The following is a 2,579-nucleotide window of genomic DNA, read 5'->3' on the forward strand; positions in this document are numbered from 1 at the left end:
ATCAGCTTATCCCAACCGGGAGAGTATACATTAACCGGTAAGGTGGTTCAGACCCAGTATATCAATAAATTAAAAGAATTAAATGGAAGCACCCTTCCGGAAGATGATCCGGAGAATGCAAATCGGGATGATCCGGATAATTATAATGAAGAAACCGGAACGGTATATTACGATGAGACAAAATTCGTGGAAGGCATGGCGGATCCCTGCATTTACTGGGATGAACAGAGCGGATATTATTATATGACCGGTTCATATTTCCCGGAGGATCAGGATCAGATTGATTCAAACGATCAGCTGGAACAGTATGACCGTGTAGTTTTAAGACGTTCTAAGACACTGGAAGGGCTGCAGGACAGAAGTACCCAGGTAACCGTCTGGAAGGCCGGAAACCAGGGATTCTATGATGGAGCAGACTACGCTTCCAGAGGATACCGCTATATCTGGGCACCGGAAATACACAGAGTGGGTGATAACTGGGTTATCTATTTCACAGAAAGCCACAGCAGTAATTTATTTGATATCTATTGCCATGCACTGGTACTGCCCGGAGACCGTGATCCTTATGAAACTGCATTACAGGCATCCGGTCAGGAATCCGAATGGACAGACTATAAACTGGGTGTAACTTCAGAGGTATCGGAAAATCCGTTTAGCAGGTCCTTCTGTCTGGACATGACTTACTTTAAAGATGAAGTGAACGGACAGTCCTATGTAATCTGGGCAGGCAAACCTACCGCAGCTTATCAGGGCTCCAGTACTGATTTATTTATAGCCAGTGTGGATGAGCAGCAGCCATGGCTGGTGACTTCAGAGCCTACCCGTATTACCTGTTCTGATTATGGATGGGAACGGATCCGTTATTGCGTAAATGAAGGAGCAACTGTTTTACAGAAAGACGGCAATATATTTATGTGTTACTCTGCATCCGGAACCGGGTCAGAATACGCCATTGGTATGTGCAGTGCAAAAGGAGGGGAAGATTTGCTGGATCCAGCCAATTGGACGAAGAGCCCTTATCCGCTGCTTACATCAAGGGATGTAAATGGAGAAGAAGGACCTGGACACAACTCCTTTACGGTAGATCAGGACGGGAATGCGATCTTCGTATACCACGCAAGGCCAACTTCCCATAATTACCGGAAATGCGGTTCTGATTATAATGGTAATAACAGCTCCTATAACGGAGAGCCACTGAACGACCCCTGCCGCCATGCAAGATTAAAACGCGTACATTGGACAGCCGACGGCTCACCTATATTAAAAATGACCTATGAAGAAGAATTACTGGATGCATACAGTACCGTATCTTTAAAGGTAACCGTAACCAAAAAAGCAGAAGAAAAGGTAACAGTAGAGTACGTGGCACAGACGGGTGGAAAAATCAGCGGAACAGCTGTCCAGACCATAGTGAAGGGCGGTTCCACAACTGAAGTAACGGCAACGGCAAATACAGGATATACCTTTACCGGATGGAGTGACGGAGTAAAAACGGCAAAGAGAAGTGACCGAAATATAACAGCATCCAAAAAGCTGACAGCAAACTTTACGAAGATTCAGACTCCGCCCAAACCGCCGGTACCGGAAACGCCGAAAGCATCAAAAGTGACGCTAAACAAAACAAAAATCACCATTGGAGCCAAAGAAAAGGTAAAATTAAAAGCAGCAGTTAAACCCGCAAATGCATCTCAGAAAGTTACCTGGAGTTCAAACAAGAAGTCAGTAGTGAAGGTGACATCAAAGGGAGAGATCACCGGAAGAAAGCCTGGAAAGGCTACGATTACAGTAAAGACAGCAAATGGCAAAAAGAGTTACTGCAAGGTCACTGTAAAAAAAGCACCAAAGGCAATTTCAATCAGTACAAAAACAAAGGATCTGAAGAAAGGAAAGTCCTGGAGGATAAAAGTAAACTTCCCATCAAAGACAGCCAGTTATAGGCTAAAATATAAATCTTACAATTCATCAGTGGCTGTTGTTTCATCAACCGGAAAAGTTACTGCAAAGAAAAAAGGAAAAGCAACCATTAAGGTAACTACATTTAATGGTAAAAGTGCTAAGATAGTAATCAATGTAAAGAAAAAGTAATAAGTGTAAAACACGCGCTAGAGCGTGTTTGAAAATTGCTACACATTGGTCATTTTAACCAAATTAATATTGAAGCGATACACAAAAATCCCAGATAGGTGAATGCAAGTTTGTCATAGCGGGTGGCAATTCTACGAAATGCCTTTAGCTTTAAAAAGAGTTTTTCTATCAGATGCCGCTCTTTATATAGCCACCAATCGCAATGACGTTCAAACTTTGCTCCCTTTCTTGATGGAATTGTTGGTTCACCACCTTGCTCATAGATATAGTCAATCAGTTTATCACTGTCATATCCACGATCAGCAAGTATGTTACTTCCTTTTAAATTTACATGTTTCAATAAGGGAATCGCGAAATTAATATCGTTGCGTTGTCCTTCACTGATCATGAAATACACTGGATTTCCATAAGCATCCACAATGGCGTGTATTTTTGTACTGGCTCCGCCCCGGCTGTGTCCTATTTCGCTAGAAGGCCCCCTTTTTTTGCACCTG

2 protein-coding genes are annotated in these 2,579 nt (G+C 42.9%); one reads left to right on the forward strand and one right to left on the reverse strand.

Features of this window, described 5'->3' with window-relative positions; genetic code table 11:
- Positions 1–2,085, forward strand: a 2,085-nt coding sequence (locus tag RHS_RS27950) for a family 43 glycosylhydrolase (RefSeq protein ID WP_047835033.1), incomplete at its 5' end; no start/stop codon positions are given.
- Positions 2,086–2,134: 49 nt separating this feature from the next.
- Here RHS_RS27950 and RHS_RS27955 read toward each other — a convergent pair.
- Positions 2,135–2,579, reverse strand: a 445-nt coding sequence (locus RHS_RS27955; protein WP_047835034.1) for an IS5 family transposase, incomplete at its 5' end; no start/stop codon positions are given.

The organism is Robinsoniella sp. RHS, assembly GCF_001029355.1.
In the GTDB taxonomy this organism is placed as follows: Bacteria; Bacillota; Clostridia; order Lachnospirales; family Lachnospiraceae; genus Robinsoniella; species Robinsoniella peoriensis.